At 37.9% G+C, this 23,069-nt stretch carries 11 protein-coding genes and 2 tRNA genes; 5 read left to right on the top strand and 8 right to left on the bottom strand.

Going from position 1 to position 23,069, the window contains the following annotated elements; all coding sequences use genetic code 11:
• Positions 1-9: 9 nt before the first annotated feature.
• The 3 genes from blp1 to MKX14_RS00160 all read right to left on the bottom strand — a co-directional run bounded on the left by blp1 (position 10) and on the right by MKX14_RS00160 (position 11,291).
• Positions 10-9,309 (bottom strand): biofilm-associated Ig-like repeat protein Blp1, encoded by a 9,300-nt coding sequence (blp1, locus tag MKX14_RS00170; RefSeq protein ID WP_240281482.1) that lies wholly within the window; start codon positions 9,307-9,309, stop codon positions 10-12.
• Between the two features lie 304 nt (positions 9,310-9,613).
• Positions 9,614-10,372, bottom strand: a complete 759-nt coding sequence (locus MKX14_RS00165; protein WP_240281481.1) for a metallophosphoesterase family protein — start codon at positions 10,370-10,372, stop codon at positions 9,614-9,616.
• Entirely contained in the window at positions 10,353-11,291 is a 939-nt protein-coding gene (locus MKX14_RS00160; RefSeq protein ID WP_240281480.1) for a diacylglycerol/lipid kinase family protein, read from the bottom strand. Before MKX14_RS00160 ends, MKX14_RS00165 begins: the two co-directional genes overlap by 20 nt.
• Before the next feature lie 391 nt (positions 11,292-11,682).
• On the opposite strand from MKX14_RS00160, the gene pckG reads away from it, so the two are divergent.
• On the top strand, positions 11,683-13,515 hold the full coding sequence (pckG, locus tag MKX14_RS00155; RefSeq protein WP_002115528.1) for a phosphoenolpyruvate carboxykinase (GTP): 1,833 nt from the start codon (positions 11,683-11,685) through the stop codon (positions 13,513-13,515).
• Positions 13,516-13,556: 41 nt separating this feature from the next.
• Here pckG and glpD read toward each other — a convergent pair whose 3' ends face one another.
• Together glpD and glpK are read right to left on the bottom strand one after the other, a co-directional pair.
• Positions 13,557-15,074 (bottom strand): glycerol-3-phosphate dehydrogenase, encoded by a 1,518-nt coding sequence (glpD, locus tag MKX14_RS00150; protein ID WP_240281479.1) that lies wholly within the window; start codon positions 15,072-15,074, stop codon positions 13,557-13,559.
• Positions 15,075-15,228: 154 nt separating this feature from the next.
• The gene (gene glpK, locus MKX14_RS00145; protein ID WP_240281478.1) at positions 15,229-16,737 is read right to left on the bottom strand and encodes a glycerol kinase GlpK; all 1,509 of its coding nucleotides are present in this window, start codon (positions 16,735-16,737) and stop codon (positions 15,229-15,231) included.
• Between the two features lie 375 nt (positions 16,738-17,112).
• Between glpK and kgtP the strand changes: the two genes are divergently transcribed.
• Together kgtP and MKX14_RS00135 are read left to right on the top strand one after the other, a co-directional pair.
• A complete protein-coding gene (gene kgtP, locus MKX14_RS00140; protein ID WP_240281477.1) occupies positions 17,113-18,444 on the top strand; it encodes an MFS transporter in 1,332 nt (443 codons plus the stop codon).
• A 117-nt stretch (positions 18,445-18,561) separates the two neighbouring features.
• Entirely contained in the window at positions 18,562-18,984 is a 423-nt protein-coding gene (locus tag MKX14_RS00135; protein ID WP_002115580.1) for a hypothetical protein, read from the top strand.
• 21 nt (positions 18,985-19,005) lie between these two features.
• Here the strand turns inward: MKX14_RS00135 and MKX14_RS00130 are convergent, their stop codons facing one another.
• Both MKX14_RS00130 and folD read right to left on the bottom strand, forming a co-directional pair.
• Positions 19,006-19,674 carry a class I SAM-dependent methyltransferase gene (locus MKX14_RS00130; RefSeq protein ID WP_001278008.1) on the bottom strand — a complete coding sequence of 223 codons (669 nt, stop codon included), beginning with the start codon at positions 19,672-19,674 and terminating at the stop codon, positions 19,006-19,008.
• Between the two features lie 270 nt (positions 19,675-19,944).
• Positions 19,945-20,793, bottom strand: coding sequence for a bifunctional methylenetetrahydrofolate dehydrogenase/methenyltetrahydrofolate cyclohydrolase FolD (folD, locus tag MKX14_RS00125; protein WP_002115552.1), 849 nt, complete (start codon positions 20,791-20,793; stop codon positions 19,945-19,947).
• A 152-nt stretch (positions 20,794-20,945) separates the two neighbouring features.
• On the opposite strand from folD, the gene MKX14_RS00120 reads away from it, so the two are divergent.
• Positions 20,946-21,019: transfer RNA gene (locus tag MKX14_RS00120), tRNA-Cys, on the top strand.
• 11 nt (positions 21,020-21,030) lie between these two features.
• Positions 21,031-21,116: transfer RNA gene (locus tag MKX14_RS00115), tRNA-Leu, on the top strand.
• 103 nt (positions 21,117-21,219) lie between these two features.
• On the opposite strand, the gene phoD is transcribed toward MKX14_RS00115, so the two are convergent.
• Positions 21,220-22,983, bottom strand: coding sequence for an alkaline phosphatase D family protein (phoD, locus tag MKX14_RS00110; protein ID WP_240281476.1), 1,764 nt, complete (start codon positions 22,981-22,983; stop codon positions 21,220-21,222).
• Positions 22,984-23,069: the final 86 nt, after the last annotated feature.

Here is a 23,069-nt window from a genome sequence, read left to right as displayed (position 1 = left end):
ATTTTAATGTTAAACAAAGAGTTGCTGATTATTTAACAATTCATCTAATGTTGTATTTACTTGATTTAAAGTTATCAATGACACACTACTAAACATTGCACCTTCACCATCTCGGTCAAGACTAATAGTCGTGTTTCCAGCATCTTGCGCTACAGTAATAAATTTCGCTAATGTGCTCACATCTTTAGAATAGTCAATTAATAGTTCACTTAAATCAATTTTGTCTGCTTGAGCATCGGTTCTTACATCACCTAAAGTAAAATCTAACACCGTGTCATGTCCATTTCCGCCAGTCGCATCTTGGCTATTTAGCAATTGGAACAGAATAGTATCTGTACCTTCATTGGTGATATAGGTATCGTTACCTTCACGCCCATTCAAAATGTTATTACCAGAGTTACCTGTTAAAAGGTTATCTAAAGCATTGCCTGTTGCATTTAGATGAGCAGAGCCAACTAACTCCAAGTCTTCAACATAACGACCACTTTCTATATTTGTCGACCAATCAGAATATCCAACCAGACTATAACTCACAGAGCTAACTATTTTATCGTTTCCACCAAAATCGACATCTCGGTAGCCTGATTCGATAAGCTGGTTCTCCCAATAGCCACTTTCTATCCAAACATCTTCATAGTGGCTAGTATCTACCCAAACATCTTCATAACGGCTAGCATCCACCCAAACATCTTCATAATGACTTGTATCAAAATAGATATCTTCAAAATGACTAGTATCAACCCAGCCTTCTTCTGAACGTATATAGGTCAGTTCGTAGCCTTCTTGCCATTGTTCATTTACAGCATCATAATGTTGTTCTACATATCGACTATAGTCGCTCTCTGCCGTACCATTATCTATATAAGTTATATTATCTTGATTTATATATATTTTTTGTATAGTCGAATAACCACTTATGATCCACTGCTTTTCATAATATACATCTGTTATTAATTGTTGTTCATAATATCCATCAACAAGCCATATCTGTTCATAATGCCCTTCATTAATCCATTCTGGATACATATAGCTATTATCAATCCAAACATCTTTATATGTTGCATACGGCTCAACAGTATATTCTTCAACAAAATCACTTATATGATCAACTATATACGTATTATCCGTAGCATCACCTTTAAATTGATCGACAGTGATTGTAGGTAAATCATTAATCGCTTTGCTGATAGTTTCACTACGATTTCCTGCACGATCAATAATGGTAAGGTCAAATGACATTGCAGTCCCATACACATAAGTAGAGAAAGTTCCATCTGCCATGACCGTAGTACTCGTTACGGAAGGTTCTTGATCAGCAAAATAATATGTAATTTCAAGAGTAGCCTTACTTTCTGCGTGTCCCGTGAGCTCTCCCCATCCATTTATGGCAAGCTGGGTGACCACTTTCGGTGCTGTTGTATCATTTGTAGCAATAATCGTTGTACCTACACTCACATTTTGATTGGCATCAACTACTTTTACCGTCAATGTTTCACCATGCCAATATTGTGACCATAAGTATGTTGTGAAACTTCCATCATTTCTGACAGTAGTTTGACCAACTAAATTATTATTAGCATCAAAAATATTAACTGTTGAATATGCTTCCGCTTGTCCTGAAAGTACATTTCCATCTTCTAAGACAAGCTGAGTTGCTGCATTTGGTGCAACGATGTCTATCGGTGCCTTAATTTCGGTGTAAGCGCTTTGATAGCCATTTTGCTCCACAACAATGCGTAAAGTTTGCCCATTCGCCTGAGGTGAGTATAACTGGATATTAAAATGCCCTGTTTCATCTACAGAACCACCACCAATATAATTACTATACACATCAAAAATACGCACCTCACTATTTGGTGTAGCAGTTCCCTCAATGAAGAAACCATTTTCAGATACAACGACCTGATCTGCTGTTGGTGGTGCATTAGTGTCTGGATTAAAAGTAATATTAAGTGGGATACTTATATTTTTAGCTAAATCTATTGCCGTTATAAATAACTGCTCTCCACGTAATAATGGTGGATAAATACTAGCATTGAAATATCCAGCTTCATCCGATTGAAATTCTGCTCTAAAATCTCCATCCGCATCCATTACTTTAATGGTTACTTTCGGATCAGTTTGCCCAGTAATACCATAACCGTCATTGTTAATTACCACATCGTCAATCACTGGAGCAATATTGTCTAAAGGCGCAATAATTTCAGAGATTAGGCTGTATTGATTGATATTCTGGTCATAAACTCGAACTTGTAATGTCTGTCCCTGTAGATAGTAATCAATTAACTGAATAGCAAAACTACCATCTTCATTCACAACATTATTCCACCCTCCATTAATGATCTGACCATCAGTAGATGTAACAACAATCGACATTCCTGCTGTTGCCTTTCCTGTTAGAATATGACCATCTACATCCAGTTTTAGCTCTGTTGCAGTAATTGGTGAGTTGGTAAATACTGGTACTAATTCATGAGCAACTTCGCTTCGGTTGCCAGCAATATCTTTGACAACAATACTCAAATTTTGTGTCTGGTATTGACTCAGATTAATCCATTGATTAAATGTGCCATCGTACCAAACATAAGTTGTTGCGATAACTGCACCATATTGATCAATAATTTCAATCGTTGCATTTGGCTCAGCCTCACCAAAAAGCAATCCGTCTGAGGTTAATGTAATATTTGAAGCAGCTGATGGTGCAACATCATCAATTAAAGCATTGTGTTTAACCTCAATACTTCGGTTACTTGCTTGATCAATTACAACAAATATAAGCTCTTCTCCATGTAAATAGACTTGATTAAAATAACCTGACACGTTACCAGTACTATCTACATAACCATAGCCTACAACCTCACCCGTAGCATTTTTGACTTCAATCCGAGTATTTACTTCTGCTTGCGCAGTAAAGTTTTGACCGTTTGAGTCGAGCACAATATTTTCAATCGGATTTGGCGAGATATCATCAATTAAGGCATTCTGTTTGACCTCTGTACTGCGGTTACCAGCTCGGTCAACTACAACAAAAGTAAGCTCCTCTCCATGTAAATAAACTTGATAGAAGTAACCAGAAACATTACCCATGTTATCGGTTGAACCAGATCCTACCACCTCACCAACAGCATTTTTAACTTCGATTCGACTATCTGCTTCCGCTTGCGCTGTGAAGTTTTGACCATTTTCATTTAAGACAATGTTTTCAATCGGATTTGGTGCAATATCATCAATCAAAGCATTTTGCTTAAACTCAATACTTTGATTACCTGCTTTATCTATAACGATAAAAGTGAGTTCCTCACCTTTTAAATAAACCTGATTGAAGTGACCGGACACATTACCAGTGCTATCAACATAACCATAACCGACAAACTCACCCGCAGCATTTTTGACACCAATAAAACTATTGGCTTCTGCTTGTGCCGTAAAATTTTGCCCATTTTCGTCAAAGATGATGTTTTCAATTGGATCTGGCGCAATGGTATCCACCAAAGCATTTAACTTAAGTTCGACACTGCGGTTACCCATTCGATCTATGACAACGAAAGTTAATTCCTCTCCATGTAAATAAACTTGGTAGAAGTAACCCGTCACATTACCAGTGCTATCGGTAGAGCCCCAACCTATCTGGTTACCAAATGAGTCAAAAACTTCGATCTGACTGTTTGCTTCCGCTTGTGCTGTAAAGTTTTGACCGTTCACATCAAGTACAATATTTTTAATCGGATTAGGCGCAATATCATCAAGCGGCGCCTTAACTGAAACAGCTTCACTCACATTTCCAGCAAGGTCTTTAACAATGACTGTAAACTCTTCACCATGTAAATTGTAAATACCGAAAAAAATAGTAAATGTACCATCAGCATTTACACTCTGACTCCACGTATTCATCTGCTGACCATTTTGATCAAAAATCTGGATGAAAGTATTTGGTTCAGCTACTCCAGAAAGGGATGAACCATCTTCACTAAAGACCAGATTACTTGCAGCTACAGGAGCAATATCATCAAGCGGTGCTTTTACAGTAACCTCACCACTCAAATTACCAGCCTGATCAACTACAACTACTTTAAATACTTCTCCATGCATGTAGTTACTGTTTAAATAGATGTTAAATGTTCCGTCCCAATTAACATTATTATTCCAAAGATTTAATAATTGACCATTCTGATCAAATATTTGAATCGTCGCATTTGGCTCAGCGATACCACTTAGATATGAGCCATCTTCACTAAATACTAAATTAGTCGCATTTTCCGGTGCTGTATTATCAAGAAAGGCTGTTTGTTTTAATTCAGCGCTGCGATTACTGGCTTGATCAATCACAACAAAAGTGAGTTCCTCACCTTTTAAATAAACTTGATTCAAGTAACCTGACACATTACCAGCACCATCCACATAACCAAAACCTACAACCTCACCCACAGCATTTTTAACTTCAACTTTGCTATTTGCTTCTGCTTGCGCTGTAAAGTTTTGACCATTTTCATTAAAGATAATGTTTTCAATCACATTCGGAGCAATGTCATCAATCAAGGCATTCTGCTTGACCTCTGTACTGCGGTTCCCCGCTTTGTCAACTACAACAAAAGTGAGTTCTTCACCATGTAAATAGACCTGATAGAAGTAACCTGAAACATTCCCCATGCTATCGGTTGAACCAGATCCTATGACTTCACCAGCAGCATTTTTGACTTCAATTTGAGTGTTTGCTTCTGCCTGAGCTGTAAAGTTCTGTCCGTTCGCATCAAGTACAATATTTTCAATCGGATTTGGTACGACATCATCAGTTAAAGCGTTTTGCTTGATCTCTGCACTACGGTTACCCGCTCGGTCAACGACAACAAAAGTAAGTTCTTCTCCATGTAAATAGACTTGATATAAATAACCTGACACATTACCAGCGCCATCTACATAACCTGAACCGATGACCTCACCTGCAGCATTTCTAACTTCAATTTGAGTGTTTGCTTCTGCTTGCGCCGTAAAGTTTTGACCGTTTGAGTCGAATACAATATTTTCAATCGGATTTGGTGCAATCTCATCAATCAAGGCATTCTGCTTAACTTCTGTACTACGGTTACCCGCTCGGTCAACGACAACAAAAGTAAGTTCTTCTCCATGTAAATGTACTTGATACAAATATCCTGAAACATTGCCTGTGCTATCTGCTGATCCATAACCAATAATGTCACCATTGGTATTTTTAATTTCAATCTGGCTATTTGCTTCAGCCTGAGCTGTAAAGCTCTGTCCATTGATATCTAATACAATATTTTCAATCGGGTTTGGTGCGATATCATCAGTTAAAGCACTCTGCTTGACCTCTGCACTACGGTTACCCGCTCGGTCAACTACAACAAAAGTAAGTTCCTCACCATGTAAGTAAACTTGCGGGAAATAACCAAATACATTACCTAAGCTATCGGTATAACTAGTAGTAATCTTATTTCCAGCCTGATCTAATATTTCAATAGAGCTTCCAGCTTCTGCCTGAGCTGTAAAGCTTTGGCCATCTTCGTTGAAGATGATATTTGCAATCGGATTTGGTGCAATGGTATCAATTAAAGCATTTTGCTTAAATTCGATACTACGGTTACCTGCTCGATCTATAACAACAAAAGTAAGTTCTTCACCATGTAAATAGCTTTGATTGAAAAAGCCTGAGACATTACCAGCACTATCTGTAGAGCCCCAACCCGTCTGATTACCTAATGAATCAAAAACTTCGATCTGACTATTTGCTTCTGCTTGCGCTGTAAAGTTTTGACCGTTTGCATCAAGTAAAATATTTTTAATTGGATCTGGTGCAATATCATCAAGTGGAGCATTTATTGAAACAGCTTCACTCACATTTCCGGCTTGGTCTTTAACGGTGACCGTGAATACCTCTCCATGTAAATTATTGCTACCTAAGAAAATAGTAAATGTACCGTCCGAGTTTATAGTGTTATTCCATATATTCACGAGCTGACCATTATGATCAAAAACCTGAATCGTAGTATTCAGCTCTGCTACACCTGTAAGATAGGAACCATCTTCTGAGAAAACTAAATTACTGGCTGGTGTAGGAGCAACCGTATCAGCGGTAATTACAGTATCGGTGCTTACTTGTCCACGAGCATCCTTAATTGATAAGAAAAACTGCTCACCATCAACAAGAGGGCGGTCAAGCTGGAGTTTAAAATAACTTGATCCATTCCAACCGTTATCTTCACCAACTTTAATTTCGGCTACGACTTCACCTTTGGCATCTTTAACAATGAGAGTACTATTATTTTCAGCTTGTCCACTTATCACTCCGTCCGAAGTAAAACTATCTACATGGGGGGCAAAAGCATAATTAGGCGCCTGTATCTGCGCTGCTAAACTTACATTTCCATTCACATCGGTAGCCGTGACATAAACCGTCTCAGCATTAGTTAAAAACATACCTAGTTCTATCGAAAAACTTCCACTCTCATCGGTCCAGTTATTCCAGAACCATTTATTAAGAATGTTTCCTTGCCCATCTTTAACTAAAATTTCAGAGAAAGGTTCTGCATGACCATAAACTAAATCGCCAGCATCATTGAAATTTAAATCTGTTGGGACAGGTGGAGGAGTCAGATCTACAATGATATTCTGCTCAGGACTCATCAACCCTTTATTATCAATAATTTGAACGGAAATTTGCTCTCCATCAATTAAAGGTCGGTTTACACTCAAGCTAAAATGACTAAATTCATTCCAACTATTGTCATCACCTAATGTAGCCTTTCCTAATTCATTACCGTCAGCATCACGCACGATTACTGTACTATTATCTTCAGCAAACCCAGAAATTAAGCCTTCTTGTGTAATACGTTCAACATATGGAATATAAGCAAAGTTTGGAACTTCGATTAGGGCTTCACTCGTATTTTGATTTTTATCTACTACTTGTACGGTAACCGACTCACCTTCTTTTAAAAATTGGAACACCTGTAAACTTGCAAAGCCTTGCTCATCGGTAAAACCTGTAGCAATTAAATTACCCTCTCCAGAAAATGCCCGAATAAAGCTGTTCGGCTCATTAACATGTACTGATAAAGTTTCACCACTGATATCAAATTGTGGAGTTTCTAAAAATACTGCTGGAGTATAGTCTGCGGTAATATATTGTGGATGGCCTGAAATATTATCTTTATCTGTAGAAATAATAATTTGAGTGCCTTCCTCCAAAGGTTGGTCGAGAGACAAAGTAAATGGTCTGACTTCACCTAATGCCATTACACTAAAAGGCGTAATACCTGAACCCTCAAATGCAATGGAGTTAAACTCTTGTAGAATATTTCCATTCTGATCTTTTACAATAAAATGACTGCCTTCGGTCGCATAACCAGTGATCACACCTTCTGGACTAATTCTTGTAATACTAATAGCAGGAACTTCAGTAACTAGGCTAATTGACGAATTTTCACTGCTATATCCATTATAAGTAGCGACTGCATAAACCTCTTGATTTGAGTTAATCGAAAGGTTTTGTAAAGTAAATTTACCCTCCTCAGTAGCTATTGTAGTTGCAAGCCAGTCACCATTTTTATTGTAGATATCGACCTTACTTCCTTTATATGCACTACCTGAAATGATAGCTCCATCTATATTGTTGAAAGTTAGCGAATCTAGAGTTGGCGAATTCGGAGTATGATCTACATTATAATTTTGGTTCTGTTTAATAATGGCTGTATTGCCAGCTTGATCAGTAAGACTAATATCAATTGACATATTGGTTTGCGATTCATCTAACCACAGAAACTCTGCTGGAATTTCAGTAACCCATTCTTGGGTGACTTCATCAAAATGAAAGTTATAAACAACATTGTTTAATGTCGTATTTACTGAAGTCAGTGAACTATTTAAATCTGTTGGTAGATTATCTACGTCCAGTCTTATAGAAATAACTTGATCTTTTTCAACTAGACTTATTATATTGTCTTCAGTAATCGACTTTACAGTTACTGTAGTTGATTCAATATTTAAAGAATTATCTATAATTACCTTTTCCACACCAGTTTCTGATGTGTTGCCTGCAAGGTCTGTCACTACAGCTTTATAGAGGTAACTACCATCAGCTAAATCTTTTTGTTCAGCTGTTGTTTCCTGCCAAGTTTTTCCCTCATCTTTCGAAATTTCATAGTGATCTAGTAAAGCAGCTTGCTCTCCGATTACAATCGGTTGAGCTAGCTTCAAAGTAAAATTATTATCTTGCGTAATTTGATCGGTTGCTGAAACACCTGTATCAGTCAAATCAGATAAAGTCAGTTCACCTGCTTTTGGCGCCGTGGTATCTACAACGACTTTTTGTATAGCGGTTTCTGATGTATTCCCTGCAACGTCTGTAACTATAGCTTTATATTGGTAAACACCATCGGTTAAATCTTTTTGAGCTACTGTGGTTTCCTGCCATGTCTTTCCATCATCTTTCGATATCCAGTAAGTAATTTGGCTATTTACTTCTTGTCCACTAATCTTTAAATCAAAAGTTTTATCTTGTGTAATCTGATCTGTTGCTGAAATGCCCGTATCAGTCAAAGTAGCTAAAGTTAATTCACCTGCTTGCGGTACTGTTGTATCCACAACGACTTTTTGTATAGCGGTTTCTGATTTATTTCCCGCAACGTCGGTTACTACTGCTTTATATTGGTAAACACCATCGGCCAAATCTTTTTGAGCAACCGTTGTTTCCTGCCAAGACTTACCACCATCGGTAGAAACTAAATACGTTACTTGGCTACCACTTTCCTGTCCCTCAATCTTTAAAGTGAAGTTTTTATCTTGAGTAATCTGGTCTGTAGTTGATCCCCCAGAATCTAAAAAATTATTGAGATTCAAAGTACCTGGCTCAGGAGGCGTTGTATCTTTAGAGTCGTTCCGAGACAATAAAGCAATTGTTCCTGCTCCTGCTAAAGCGCTGACTACCCACGACCAGAGGGGTACAGAAGATGAACTATCAATAAGCTTTGGCGTATCTTTTAATTCTAAATAATTAACAGTGGTCTGTCCGCTAGCATCTTCTCCCAGATTAGCAGCCCAATAACTCTGCCCTTCATTTAAAAGAATTTGCGGGTTTTCGCTAATAAAATAGTTTTCTAAAACAATTTCAGTTCCATCTTTTAGATGAACAATTGCACTGTTTCCTTCTCTTGTTATTGAAGAAATTTTTTCTGGATTTATATCGATTTTTGCGACTTCTTTAGGATTTACTACAATATTTTTTGTCTGGCCTACATTAATATCAACTGTATTATTTTTTGAAGCATTATTTGCCATTAATGATACTTGTACCATTTTTCCACCATGAAATTTTAAATATTATTAAGTTATTCTAAAATATTAAGATAAATAGACACTCATTTTAATTAAATATTATTAACTATCATAAAACACTAAACCCTTATTGTAGCTACTTTAAATCGCGGCTTTTTATATAGTTAAAAATTTTTTATGTATCCATTAATATTATTTTTAAAATGATAAAACATTTAGAATGTTTTCCTATTCCCCATATATAGAATTTAAAGCTTAGGCATTGTAATGGATAAAATTTTATCAATCTACTCTTAAGTTAAATGTCTTATAGAATTTTTATAAATTAAATTAATTGAAAAATCTTTAAATCGTAATTAAACCAATAATGATTAATTTTTCCTTCATTTGAAATGACATTAAAACTATTTGGAACATGATAATGCAAACGGCTAGAAGTCGCTGTTCCTGCATGAATATCATAAATAGGATGATTTATCTTTAACTGATAAATTTGCGTTAAATCATATACAGCGGTTTTATGTAAATGCCCATGTAACATTCCAAATAATCCCGTTGTACTCCATTTTTCGAGTGCCATTTTTCCTAATACAGGACAATCTTTAATACCATGCTCATCATCAGGTGGAGTATAAAAAGGCTGATGGAAAACAACTAATTTGATTTTATCAGCTGGCCCTTGCTGTAATCGCTCATATGTAGTTTGAATTTGCTCAATCGAAATATGTCCACGAGTATGATAACGACGGCGAATACTATTCACTCCAACAATATAAAAATGTTCGGTTTCTAAAGTTGGTTCAAGCTGGCCAAAAAAATATTGGTAGCGAGTAAATGGTGAGAAAAAACGGTTCCAGACATGGTACAACGGAATATCGTGATTACCAGGCACAACAAGATAAGGAATATTAAGGCTATCTAAAAACTGACGGCATTTATAAAACTGTTGATATCGGGCACGTTGAGTAATATCACCACTCACCACAATGACTTCAGGTTTATGTTGAGTGCAAAAAAGTCGGATTGCATCTAAACATGCCTCAACTTCTGTTCCAAAATGCAGATCAGACAGATGTAACAACATTTGGCACCATAATATTTAAAGCATTCTTTTCTACAGAGAAATTTAAAGGTGCTTTCATCTCTAATATTTCACCATCTAAAGCTACTGTAAGTTTTGATCTTTTTGCACAATCTACCACTACATGATCTGCACAAAAACTATAAACATCGTGTGTCTCTTCTACTTTGCCTTGAATCCACTGCCACAACATGTTTAATAAACTAAGCCTATCACTTTTCGTAATGACCACTCCAGCGACCCGACCTTGTGCTGCACATTCAGCAATTCTTAATTTCATATCACACAACTGCAACTGATTATTACCAAAGAAAATTAAAGGTGTTTTGACTGGATATTTCTTCCCATCAACTGTGACAGAAAGTTTCATGGATTTATTTTCTCTTAATAAAACATCCAGTGCTGAGGTATAGGCATGCAAAGGTAAGCGTCCTAAGTATTTATTATAAAGCTCACGTTTTTTTATAAATAATGGATAAAGTCCTAAACTTGCATTATTTAAATAAACATGGTCATTAATTGTCGCAATATGTACAGATCTTGGTGTACCTGTAGCGATGACTTCAGCAGCTTCTAACAAATCTAATGGAATATCTAAAACTTTAGCGACATAATTAAAAGTTCCTAAAGGTAATATTCCCATTGGAATATGAGTATGTCTAAGTTTTGATGCTACGGCATTTAACGTTCCATCCCCACCCGCTGCAACAACAACACCTAAATTTGCATTTTGGCTATGCCGATGAATCACTTGAGTCATCAAATCCTCAAAAGAAACATCTTCCGCTAATTCAAAAACTTGTATTTCAAAACCAAATTCGGTGAACACAGTCATTAACTGTTCATACATATCTTCATGTTTTGACGCATGAAAACCCGACTTTTGGTTATAAATGATAGAGAGAGGTTTTAAAGTCCGCATTTTTATTATCTTAGAGGGATTCATCCTGAATATTGTATATAAAAACGCCTAATAAAAGTCTCTTTATGTAAATTTTGAATGAAGATCATTTGTTTAATCAATAATAATTCTCAAGAAAAAAATAAGAATCAAGATATTGATTTTTAAAGAAATAAATAATATAAATAACACACATACAACATAAAAATATTGAGAATAAGATATTGTAAAAAACTACAAGTTATTGATTTAAATAAGAAAAATACAAAAAAGTAAAATATCTATTTCTTAGTCTTTAGTCTTATTTTTTTTATGATTTTGTGCTTTAATACAGCCACTTTTTTATTTGATCTTTCATTGTACCTCTCAATGAATGACTTGTACGTTGTACATATTTTGAATAGGCCTCACCATGACCACAGTGAACGCACCAGAATTCGTTCGTCATCCTAAGCTTATCGCATGGGTTGAAGAAATTGCAAACTTAACCAAACCAGCAAAAATCGAATGGTGTGACGGAAGCGAAGAAGAGTATCAACGTCTAATCGACTTGATGATCGCTAACGGCACCATGCAGAAATTAAACCAAGAAAAACATCCTGGTTCTTATCTTGCAAATTCTGACCCATCTGACGTTGCACGTGTTGAAGACCGTACTTACATCTGCTCTCAAAATAAAGAAGATGCTGGTGCGACAAACAACTGGGAAAACCCAGCTGTTATGCGTGAAAAATTAAATGGTTTATTTGAAGGCTCAATGGAAGGCCGTACAATGTACGTTGTTCCTTTCTCAATGGGTCCTTTAGGTAGCCATATTGCTCATATCGGTATTGAGCTAACTGACTCTCCTTACGTTGCTGTTAGCATGCGTAAAATGGCACGTATGGGTAAAGCAGTTTATGACGTATTAGGTACAGACGGCGAGTTTGTTCCTTGTGTACATACAGTAGGTGCTCCACTTGCTGAAGGTCAACAAGATGTTGCTTGGCCATGTAACCCTGAAAAATATATCGTTCATTACCCAGAAACTCGCGAAATCTGGTCTTTCGGTTCTGGTTATGGCGGTAACGCATTACTTGGTAAAAAATGTTTAGCTCTTCGTATCGCTTCTGTCATGGGACGCGAACAAGGTTGGTTAGCTGAACACATGCTTATTCTTGGTGTAACTAACCCTCAAGGTGAAAAACACTACATCGCTGCAGCATTCCCTTCTGCATGTGGTAAAACAAACTTTGCAATGTTAATTCCACCAGCAGGTTATGAAGGTTGGAAAATCGAAACTGTAGGTGACGATATTGCTTGGATCAAACCAGGTGAAGATGGTCGTTTATATGCGATTAACCCTGAAGCTGGTTTCTTCGGTGTAGCTCCTGGTACAAACACCAAGACTAACCCAAACTGTATGGCAACTCTTCATAAAGATGTTATCTATACAAACGTAGCGGTAACTGAAGATGGTCAAGTATGGTGGGAAGGTCTTTCTAAAGAAGTTCCAACAAACTTAACTAACTGGAAAGGTCAGCCTCACGTAAATGGTGAAAAAGCAGCGCATCCAAATGCTCGCTTCACTGTTGCAGCTGGTCAATGCCCTTCTATCGATGCTGACTGGGAAAATCCAGCAGGCGTTCCAATTTCTGCATTTATCTTCGGCGGTCGCCGTGCAGATACAGTTCCTTTAGTTTCTGAAGCTTTCGACTGGGTTGACGGTGTATATAAAGCGGCAACTATGGGTTCTGAAACTACTGCTGCTGCTGTTGGTCAACAAGGTATCGTTCGTCGTGACCCATTCGCGATGCTTCCATTTGCTGGCTATAACATGGCTGACTACTTCGATCACTGGTTAAGCCTTGGTCAACAAGTAAGTACAAAAGCTGAAGCAGCTGGTAATAAATTACCAAAAATCTTCAATGTAAACTGGTTCCGTCGTGATGCTGAAGGCAACTTCGTATGGCCTGGTTTCGGTCAAAACATGCGTGTTCTTGAGTGGATCATTGATCGTTGTGAAGGTCGTGCAAACGCTGTTGAAACTCCAATTGGTCTTGTTCCAACATATGACGACTTGAACTGGGAAGGTACTGAATTTTCTAAAGAAGAATTTGACCTAATCACAGCTCAAGATAAAGATCAGTGGATTACTGAAATTGAAAGCCACACTGATTTATTTAATAAACTCGGTGATCGCTTACCGAAAGCATTAAAAGAACGTCAAGCAGCTTTACTTGAAGCTGTAAAAACTGGCTTCTAATTGCTATATATAAAAAAGGTCGCCATATGCGACCTTTTTTATTATGCGGCATCATTTTTTTGTCGACGCTCAGATAAATAAGCTTCTAATACTTTTACTTGTTTTTCATCAAATGCTAGACCTAGTTTTGTTCTACGCCACAATATATCCTCAGCAGTAGTTGCCCATTCATATTCACATAAATATTTGACTTCGCATTCAAATAAATCATGTTCAAAATTCTGGCCTAATTGCTCTATTGCATTTCTCTCTTGGAGCATATTCCAGACTCTTGTGCCATATGCATGCGCCCAACGGTTGGCAAGTGACTCAGAAACTCCGCTTATACGTGACTGAATCTGATGCATTAAATCCTCTAAGGTTGTCCAGTTTTCAGCGCCAGGTAATGGCTCATCTGCAGTCCACTCTTCTGCCATATCATTAAAAAATGCAGACAGATGATCTAAAGCAGCTTCGGCTAATTTTCGGTAAGTTGTGATCTTGCCACCAAACACAGATAACAAAGGTGCTTTTTTATGTTCAGCCTGTAATGCCAAGGTATAGTCACGTGTGATCGCTGAAGGATTATCAGACTCATCATCACATAAAGCACGTACACCCGAGTACTGACTTACTATATCAGCTCGAGTTAACTGCTTTTTAAAATGTGAATTGGTCACTGTTAAGAGGTAATCAATTTCTACCTCTGTGATCTCTACCTTTTGTGGGTCACCTATATATTCCTGATCTGTTGTACCAATTAGGGTATATTTTTCTAAATATGGAATTGCAAACACGATGCGTCGATCTTCGTTTTGCATAATGAAGGCTTTATGACAGTCATATAATTTTGGCACAACAATATGACTTCCTTGGATCAATCGGACTTGATAAGGTGATCTTAAATTTAGGTTTTCACTAATAATTTCTTCAACCCAAGGGCCTGCTGCATTCACTAAAGCTCTTGCACGTATCTGGTAAAACTCTGCTCCACTTTGTAACTCCAGATGCCACAGCTCTTGTTCCCTATAAGCTTTAATACAACGCGTACGCGTTACGACTTTGGCACCTTTCTCTTTAGCCTGTAATGCATTTAACACCACAAGACGTGCATCATCTACAGTACAGTCAGAATATTCAAAGCCACGTGTGATAGCTGGTTTTAAAGGACTATCTTCTTTGAAGTAAATAAGATTTGATCCTAATAGTTTTTCTCGTTTTCCCAAATGATCATAAAAAAACAAGCCCGCCCGAATTAACCACGCAGGACGTAAATGTGGTCGATGAGGCATAATAAAGCGCATGGGTTTAATAATATGTGGCGCTTTAGCCAACAACACTTCACGCTCTGCTAAGGCTTCTCTAACCAATCTAAACTCTTTATGCTCTAAATAGCGCAGACCACCATGAATTAATTTGCTGCTAGCAGATGAGGTGTGACTAGCTAAATCATCTTTTTCACATAAAAATACGGACAGTCCACGGCCTGCCGCATCATTAGCAATACCGACGCCATTAATACCGCCACCAATTACGGCAATGTCATATATTTTTGAATAATCATTAGGCTGTACTGTCATTTTTCGTTTTCTTTTTATTGTTGATCTTATAAAAATTAAAACACCAAATTGAAGAAACAACAATCAAAAAAGTAGAATAATCAATTTTAAATAACCAAGTATTTAACCGTTAATTGATGACCCTACTATTGAATTCAACCAATTAAAGAACGAATTAATCCTCAGCCCAACTTTGACTACGCTTAACTGCCTTGAGCCAACCTTTATAAATAATTTCTGATTGTTCAGAAGACATTTTTGGCTCAAATACCTTTTCTATGGCAGATTTATTTCTTAACTCATGTAGATCTTGCCAGAAACCCGTCGCCAGTCCAGCAAGGAAAGCCGCCCCCAAAGCTGTGGTTTCTTTCATTATTGGACGTTCTACTGGTGTCGCTAAAATATCGGCCTGAAATTGCATTAAGAAATTATTTTCCGTCACTCCCCCATCAACACGGAGTGTACGGAGCTCTTCTTCTGCATCTTGCTGCATTGCATCTAAAACATCTCGGGTTTGAAAAGCAATAGACTCTAAAGTTGCACGAATAATATGTTCAATGCTAGCCCCGCGAGTAAGTCCGAAAATTGCTCCTCGCGCAGTTGGGTCCCAATACGGTGCGCCCAATCCTGTAAAAGCAGGTACAACATATACACCGTTACTATCTTTCACACGTGTTGCATAAAGCTCAGAGTCTTTAGCATTCTTAATGACCTTTAATTCATCGCGTAACCACTGAACGCAAGAACCACCATTGAACACGGCACCCTCTAAGGCATAGTTCACCTCACCACTCGCACCACATGCAATAGTAGTTAGTAATCCATGTTCTGAACGTACAATCTTCTTACCTGTGTTCATTAATAGAAAACAGCCTGTGCCATAGGTATTTTTTGCCTGACCAGATTCAACACACATTTGACCAAACAGTGCGGCTTGTTGATCACCTGCAATTCCTGCGATTGGAATACCAACTTCTTGCCCACTAATGGTATGTGTATATCCATAAACCTCAGATGAGCTACGTACTTCGGGTAGCATTGCTCGAGGAATCTCTAAAACTTGTAAAAGTTTTTCATCCCATTCTAGCTTTTCGATATCAAACAGCATGGTTCGTGATGCGTTGGTAAAATCAGTCACATGAACAGCACCATTGGTTAGTTTCCAGATTAACCAAGTGTCCACCGTACCGAACAACAACTCTCCTCGCTCAGCACGCTCACGGCTTCCTTCAACATGGTCTAAAATCCATTTAATTTTTGTGGCCGAAAAATACGGATCAATCACCAAACCCGTTGTTTTACGTATGTATTCTTGCCATCCTGCTTTATGTAGTTGATTGCATATCTCAGTCGTTTGTCGACTTTGCCAAACAATCGCATTGTAAATCGGCTTGCCCGTTTTTTTATCCCAAACAACTGTAGTTTCCCGCTGATTGGTAATCCCAATTGCTGCAACTTGTTCACTCTTAATGCCTGCTTGAGCTAATGCTTCTACCCAAACAGCACTTTGCGTAGCCCAAATTTCCATAGGGTCATGCTCAACCCAGCCAGGCTGAGGATAAATCTGAGTAAATTCTTTTTGAGCAATACTTACAACGTTAGCATCATGGTCTAAAACAATTGCTCTTGAGCTTGTTGTTCCCTGATCAAAAGCAACAATATATTTTTTCGGGCAATTTGACATCTGAATGTCCCTTTCATTATTCACACACATCTAGTCCACAATGCCAAGACATCATGCCTAACTATATTTACTTAAAATTTTCTTTGGAATATATCATTATTTTTAAGGGGTATAGGTTTTCTTCGCCCAAACTCTACTCATTCTTTATCAGTTTTTTACTACTTGGAAAAAAATAATATGCCAAAGATCCCAACAATATTATAAACGTGAGCTGATCGGCTAATTTGAAATCACATAAATATTCAACTTATTTCTTTGCTTAAATAATAAACATTGTTTTACAGACATAAAAAAAATAAAGTGAAATACTCCTCTAGAAAATATGTAAAAACGGAATAAATCTTCTCTTTTTTTAGCATTCAACCCAAGCGAAACATGGAGCGACTCATGGTTGATCAACCTTCTACCGCAACAACTCCACATTCTATTTTAGATACAAAAACTCGTCTAAAATCAATTTTGGGCGGTTCTGCCGGTAACCTTGTCGAATGGTACGACTGGTATGTATATGCCGCATTTACGCTCTATTTTGCTCATGCTTTTTTCCCGAAAGGTAGTCAGACGGCTCAGCTCCTTCAAGCGGCCGCAATTTTTGCTGTAGGCTTTTTAATGCGCCCAATCGGTGCATGGATTATGGGAATCTATTCCGACCGTAAAGGACGCAAGGCGGGTCTTACGCTTTCAGTCACGTTAATGTGTATCGGTTCGCTGCTTATTGCCGTGACGCCAAGTTATGAAAGTATTGGTGTATTTGCCCCTCTTCTTTTAGTTGTCGCTCGTTTAATTCAAGGCTTAAGTGTAGGAGGAGAATATGGAGCTAGTGCTACCTATTTAAGTGAAATGGCTGAAAGAAATCGACGTGGTTTTTTCTCTAGCTTCCAATATGTAACATTGATTGCTGGTCAGCTCACAGCCCTATGTGTTCTATTAATATTACAAATGGTATTAACTGAAGAACAATTACATGATTGGGGATGGCGTATTCCATTCTTTATCGGGGCTTTACTTGCTATTGTAGTTTTCCGTATTCGACGTGGCCTATTAGAAACTCAATCTTTTAAAAATGCTCAGGCAGAAACAGACCAGCCAAAATCAGGCATGTTTGCTTTATTTAAACATTACCCTAAAGAAGCTTTCACAGTATTGTTTTTAACCGCTGGCGGGACTTTAGCTTTTTATACTTACACGACTTATCTGCAAAAATATTTGGTCAACACCTCTGGATTCACCAAACCTGAAGCCACTCAAATTACAACTTTAGCGCTATTTATTTTTATGTGTCTACAGCCTGTAGCGGGTGCTTTATCCGATCGCATTGGCCGAAAACCTCTTATGATTTTCTTCGGAATAACAGGTGTTTTATTCACATACGTTTTATTTGATGCACTCGCAAATACACATAATTACTGGACAGCTTTCTGGTTATGTTTTGGGGGTCTCGTAATGGTGACTGGTTACACTTCAATTAATGCTGTGGTTAAAGCCGAGCTCTTCCCTTCACACATTCGCGCTTTAGGAGTTGCATTACCTTACGCGATTGCCAATACATTATTTGGCGGAACAGCAGAATTCTTTGCTTTAAGTTTTAAAGAAGCTGGGCATGAATCTTGGTACTTTATTTATGTAAGTATTATGATCTTCATTTCTCTCATTATTTATATTTTTATGAAAGATACCAAGCATCATTCAAAAATCAAAGAACATTAATACTTTACTAATAAGGGCTAATATCCTTCGCCGATGTTAGCTCAAATCATGAGATTAAGCCCCAACAACCTTTGTATTTTATGAGATACTAGCTATAAGAAAATAAGGACGATACTGATGAATAGAAGTATTTTATGCTTGGCATTAAGTAGTATGTTTGTTTTAACTGCTTGTCAGACTACCCCTCGACAATATAATGGTTCAACTGGATACCAGATTGAAAACCAAACAAAAACTTCGGCGACTTTAGCTTACACTTTAGCTGGTCGTAATAACCAGCAACTCGATGAACGTAAATTACAACGCGCTTGTCAGAATGTGCTAGGTGCTCAGAAAGTTTATAAATTATCAATTTTGAGTATCAATGAAATTCCTAATCCAGCAAAAGATGAGCATTATGGAATTCAACTTGGTGAAACTCGTGCTTCTTTTGGCTTATCCAATACACCTAGTTTAAATAATGGTGAAGACTATGCGACCCGCCAAGCACTTGAAGCACGTCCAAGCACTCTAAAAGTTGTTCGTTATACTTGTTCATAATTTAAATAAGACGCTGTTCTTTTACAGCGTCTTATAAAAACTTACGTTTCTAAATTCTTTCGCCTCATCCAGATCTGGCCAAGTTGTTGCACTTCTTTCTTCAATTTTTTCATATTTTGGATGACTAAAATTTTTAACACGGCTATCTGCTACCCATACTTCAGGTGCAAATTTTAAAAATTCGTCTAAGAAAAAGCGATTACATTGGTCATATAACACATCGGCAGCAAGTAAAACATCGACTTGTTCAGCCTTATATAAATCATCCAAATATTCGAGTTCTACATCATTAAGTAAAGCATTTTCACGGCAAGCATTTAAACTGACCTGATCAATATCACAGCAGATTACGCGTTTTGCTCCTGCCATTTTTGCAGCAATTGCCACTACACCAGAACCTGCTCCGAAATCTAACACCACTTTATCTTTAACATGGTGCGGCTCTGCAAGTATCCACTGAGCCATCGCCAAGCCTGATGCCCAACAGAAAATCCAATACGGCGTGTCATTCCAGATACGGCGAATAACTTCGTCATCCAATCGATCAGTTGGAAAAACAGGTGGAATCAACCATAAAGAAATTGGAGTTTCTGGCAACTGTTGTGCCATTAATTCACAATGAGGAATGACTTCATGTAAGGCTTGAAGTAAATGTTCAGGGGCTTTGGACAGTTGAAAGGTGCAGCTCATCAGATTTCTTTTAATTCATTTTTATAACAAGCATAACAGAGTCATTCCATTATGATTTGAATTTTTAGAATAACCTTCGGTTGGACCTGAGAAGCCCTGCTTCACAAGGCTTTCGTGAAAATGAAGTCCAACCATTGTCATCCGCAAAACTCGGCAGATACTATCTGGAATTGAAGCATCGCAGAAACATTAAATTTTTAACGTATTTCTGCCTCAAACAATTGCGGATGACGGTTACGCGTATCAAATAACAGCCTAGCGTTAATTAAATTAACCTAAAGCTTTTTCAGCAGCTTCTACAGTTTGACGAATCAAAGTTGTAATAGTCATTGGACCAACACCACCCGGTACTGGTGTGTAAGCAGAAGCAATTTCTTCAATACCTTGTAGTTGAATATCACCTACACCACCGCCATCACGAGGATGGAAACCAGCATCTACAACCACTGCACCTTGTTTAATCCAATCTTTTTGGATAAGTTCAGCTTTACCAACTGCACCGACAATAATATCGGCTTGTTTCACAAGCTCAGGTAAGTTTTGTGTGCGTGAATGGCAAATCGTTACTGTTGCATTCGCTTGCAAAAGCATCATTGCCATTGGTTTACCTAAAATTGCTGAACGACCGACTACAACCGCATGTTTACCAGCAATTTCGATATTGTTTTCTTTTAAAATGGTCATGATGCCTGCAGGAGTCGCTGAACCATATGCAGCTTCACCCATAGCCATACGGCCAAAACCAAGACAAGTTACACCATCAACATCTTTAGCTAATGAGATTGCATCGAAACATGCACGCTCATCAATTTGCTCTGGAACTGGATGTTGTAAAAGAATGCCGTGTACATCTGGGTTAGCATTAAGTTTTTCAATTTCAGCTAATAATTGTTCTGTTGTCGTTTCTTGTGGCAATTCAATTTTTAAAGAGTCCATGCCTACTCGACGGCAAGCATTTCCTTTCATGCGTACATAAGTTGCAGATGCACCATCATCCCCAACTAAAATAGTCGCCAAAATTGGGGTACGACCTGTTTTAGCTTTTAAAGCTTCAACACGTACTGACAAATTTTCTTCAATTTGCTTTGCTAATGCGCGACCGTCTAAAACCAATGCCACAGCACATCTCCAAGGTAGACATGAATTTAATGTGCCAATAATACATGATTATTTGGACAAATTTATTCTAGATGTTGCTTTTATGTTCATCTTATCTCAAAACAGTATTGTTTTTTTTGTAAAGGTTGCTAATATGTGCATCACCAAATGTAGGCGGGGTGGCAGAGTGGTCATGCAGCGGACTGCAACTCCGTGGACGCCGGTTCGATTCCGACCTCCGCCTCCAAATTTGGTAAAGCCCGGGTGGTGAAATAGGTAGACACAGGGGATTTAAAATCCCCCGCCCACAAAGCGTGCCGGTTCGAGTCCGGCCCCGGGCACCATTTTCTAGTACAGAAATTGGTGTCATAAAGAATCCAGCGAAAGCTGGTTTTTTTATGTCTAAAAAAAGGATACTTATTAGCATCCCTTTCTCGCCCCATATATTTAAGCAGTTTTTTGCTTATCTTTTTCAGGTGTTAAATTCGCATCCAACACCAATTGATAACCTCGACTAGAATCTACTTTATATTCTGCATTTTTAATTGAATCTACAAAAATCCAATCCGACAGCACCTGCTTATCATCTAGTGTAACCATCAAATAACCCCGCTGATTTAAATTACAATATGCCAATTCATCGATAAGCGTAGTAAAGGCAAATTCAAACTGTTGCAGCTGAGCTAGTGGAATACTTAAATATTTTTCAAGACCTGGGGAAGAAACCGAACTTGTCGCCAGTTCAACACCGACATATTCACCCTTTTGGCTATATAAGTAAGATGTCCACGCATTATGAGTATCACCCGCCAAAACAATAATTTTCTTATTAAACTCTGCCAATTTAGCGTACAAAAACTCTCGTTCAGCGTAATAACCATCCCAAGCATCAAGGTTATATGGAACCAATGTTGTGATTCGTGCTTTTTCTTGAACAGTTAAAGTTGGATCACCCTGCTCTAATCGTAATTTTAATGTGACTAATTCTGTAATTTGAGCAGTCATTTTAGCTAACGTATCAGGCGAAGTTCCGCCTGAAGTAATTTGCCCTAGCGATGCCAATAACTCAGCTGGAATCCACATTTTACTCATTAAGACTTGCTGACCAATCACATTCCATGTTGCTGTAGATTGCTTTAATTTATCGACCAGCCAATCCCGTTGCGTATATCCCATTAAAGTACGCTTTGGATCTGTTAAATCAGTCTGAAAATTTTGAGCATCTAAACCTGAAGCTGTGATGTAGTCTGTATATTCGAGCTGTTTATCTCGCGCAATAATACGTGTATCTAACATGGTTAATTGAACCAGCGAACCAAAGTTAAACTGACGATAAATATTTAAATGATCGGCACTAGAAACTGGGCGAATCGGCATCCATTCAAAATAAGCTTGTAGAGCAGCTAATTTACGCTCCAAGAAAGGACCTTCATTACTTTGATGGTTTTCCGCACCATCACGCCAAGTATCATTCGCTAACTCATGGTCATCCCAAATTACAATAAAAGCATGACGCTGATGAACCGCCTGCAAGTCTTTATCCTGACGATATAGCGCATAACGTTTGCGATAATCATCTAATTTAATAATTTCTTTATTATTATCGGACGGTAAAGTACGGCCCAGCTTTGCAGCATCTTCTGTCGCATAGCCATCAACCCCATATTCATAAATATAATCACCCAAATGAATGACTACATCCACGTTCTGTTTTGCCATTTCACGATAAACATAAAAATAACCCGCAGGATAATTAGAACAAGAACATACCGCAAAGCTAACCTTATTAGTAGTTACAGGTAAAGTTTTAGTTTGCCCTATTGGCGAGACTTTACCACCAAATCGAAAGCGATAATAATAAGTCGTACCTGCTTGTAGACCTGTTGCATCCACCTTCACGGTAAAATCGTCAGTTTTAGTCGTTTGAACCGTACCAGTCTTTAAATTCTGCTTGAACTGATCATCGGTAGCAATTTCCCAAGTCACCTTAAGAGGTGCACTAAGGTCTACTGGTGTTAAACGCGTCCATAAAATTACTTTATCCTGCAATGGGTCACCACTTGCTACACCATGAAGGAAATCTGCTTGTGCTTCTGGACTTTCATCATCGGAACCATCGTTACACCCCGTAAAAGCTACAGGCAAAGATAGCGCCCCAAAACCGAATAAACTTTTTTGAATTAATTCTCGGCGTGAAATTTTCTCTGACATAAAATTACCTAAGTTTTAAGCAATGAGTGTCTTAAATTTAGGTAGATAAGATGAACAACTGATCTCAGTTTAATGAACAAATCATG

This window comes from Acinetobacter pittii, assembly GCF_022449185.1.
Lineage (GTDB): Bacteria > Pseudomonadota > Gammaproteobacteria > Pseudomonadales > Moraxellaceae > Acinetobacter > Acinetobacter pittii_I.
Note: the sequence above shows the minus strand (reverse complement) of the source record. Positions and strands in the feature narration are given on the sequence as shown.

Coding starts and splice junctions, on each gene's coding strand:
- glpK (WP_240281478.1), bottom strand. CDS start 16,737: ATGTCAAATTGCCCGAAAAAATATATTGTTGCTTTTGATCAGGGAACA.
- phoD (WP_240281476.1), bottom strand. CDS start 22,983: ATGTCAGAGAAAATTTCACGCCGAGAATTAATTCAAAAAAGTTTATTC.
- MKX14_RS00165 (WP_240281481.1), bottom strand. CDS start 10,372: ATGTTGTTACATCTGTCTGATCTGCATTTTGGAACAGAAGTTGAGGCA.
- glpD (WP_240281479.1), bottom strand. CDS start 15,074: ATGACAGTACAGCCTAATGATTATTCAAAAATATATGACATTGCCGTA.
- pckG (WP_002115528.1), top strand. CDS start 11,683: ATGACCACAGTGAACGCACCAGAATTCGTTCGTCATCCTAAGCTTATC.
- kgtP (WP_240281477.1), top strand. CDS start 17,113: ATGGAGCGACTCATGGTTGATCAACCTTCTACCGCAACAACTCCACAT.
- blp1 (WP_240281482.1), bottom strand. CDS start 9,309: ATGGTACAAGTATCATTAATGGCAAATAATGCTTCAAAAAATAATACA.
- MKX14_RS00135 (WP_002115580.1), top strand. CDS start 18,562: ATGAATAGAAGTATTTTATGCTTGGCATTAAGTAGTATGTTTGTTTTA.
- MKX14_RS00160 (WP_240281480.1), bottom strand. CDS start 11,291: ATGCGGACTTTAAAACCTCTCTCTATCATTTATAACCAAAAGTCGGGT.
- MKX14_RS00130 (WP_001278008.1), bottom strand. CDS start 19,674: ATGAGCTGCACCTTTCAACTGTCCAAAGCCCCTGAACATTTACTTCAA.